We start from the raw sequence: 1,034 nt of genomic DNA, 5'->3' as shown, positions 1-1,034 counted from the left end.
ATAATGTAGCTATTTGGTATCCATTTTTAATTTTAGGTATCCATATGGTATCCATTTTTGATTTTGTGTAGCTATTCGGTAGCTTTTGTGTAGCCGTTCGGGAGTCATATAACAATTTTTATCGCATAAATAGGAATCCCATTTGACACTGTCAAATCAATATTTTGCACAGAAATGGCTACCGAATGGCTACATAAGGAGACATTTCTGTGTAGGATTCCTCTTATGCTCTTTTAATAGCAATAGTTGCAATATTACACCTGTATACCCTCATATTTTTCATTTCAAAATCTCAAACCTTTTTCAGAAAAACATCTTTAATTTTTTCTAACAAAACAAAAAACGCTCACTCTTTTTTTCGAGTAGCGTTTTGTTTTTTATTTTTCTTCTTCAATTTCATTTATCATTTGATGATTTATTTTTTGTTTTTCTTCGTCTGTTAAATCAAAAATTTCACTCGCTAAATATTCATTTTTATTCCACATGTAAAAAATTTGATACACGTATTCGGTTGGATCAATTTCTTTTAAGTAATCTAAATCTCCATTTTTTAATTTCTTTTTAGCATCTTTAAATAATCCTGAATAAACTAATACCTGTTTACCTTTAAGAGATTTATAGAATGCATCAAATACTTTTTGATTTATTAAATAATCACTATCTTTACCAGAATACTTAGCCATTTCATATAACTCTTTATTGTTATTTTGTCTTATTTTTTGAACTTGAACTTGTGTAATTTCTGAAATTCCCGTTACGTCACGCCATAATTCAAGCCATTCTTTTTGGCTAATATAATATCTTTTATCTGTAAAATATGACTTATTTACTGCAATTAAAACATGAAAATGCGGGTTATAGTCATCACGTTCTTTATTGTAAGTAATTTCTAATTTTCTTACATAACCTTTCGTAGCAGAAATTACTTTTTTACGCTTAAACATCTTTTGAAAAGAGTGATTATAAGCTTTAATTTCACTTTCTAAATGCTCAGCTGTAACATTTGGCGTGGTAAGTGTTAAAAAGATGAATTG

The 1,034-nt window shown here is 28.0% G+C and carries 1 protein-coding gene; it reads right to left on the bottom strand.

Annotation, left to right across the window (positions count from 1 at the left end; all coding sequences use genetic code 11):
- Positions 1-377 precede the first annotated feature (377 nt).
- Positions 378-1,034 (bottom strand): protein rep (locus AC1DHT_RS29155; protein ID WP_477761589.1); only part of this gene is annotated, 657 nt, incomplete at its 5' end.

The organism is Pseudomonas sp. 05N432, from assembly GCF_056396945.1.
This window is presented reverse-complemented; position numbering and strand designations above follow the sequence as displayed.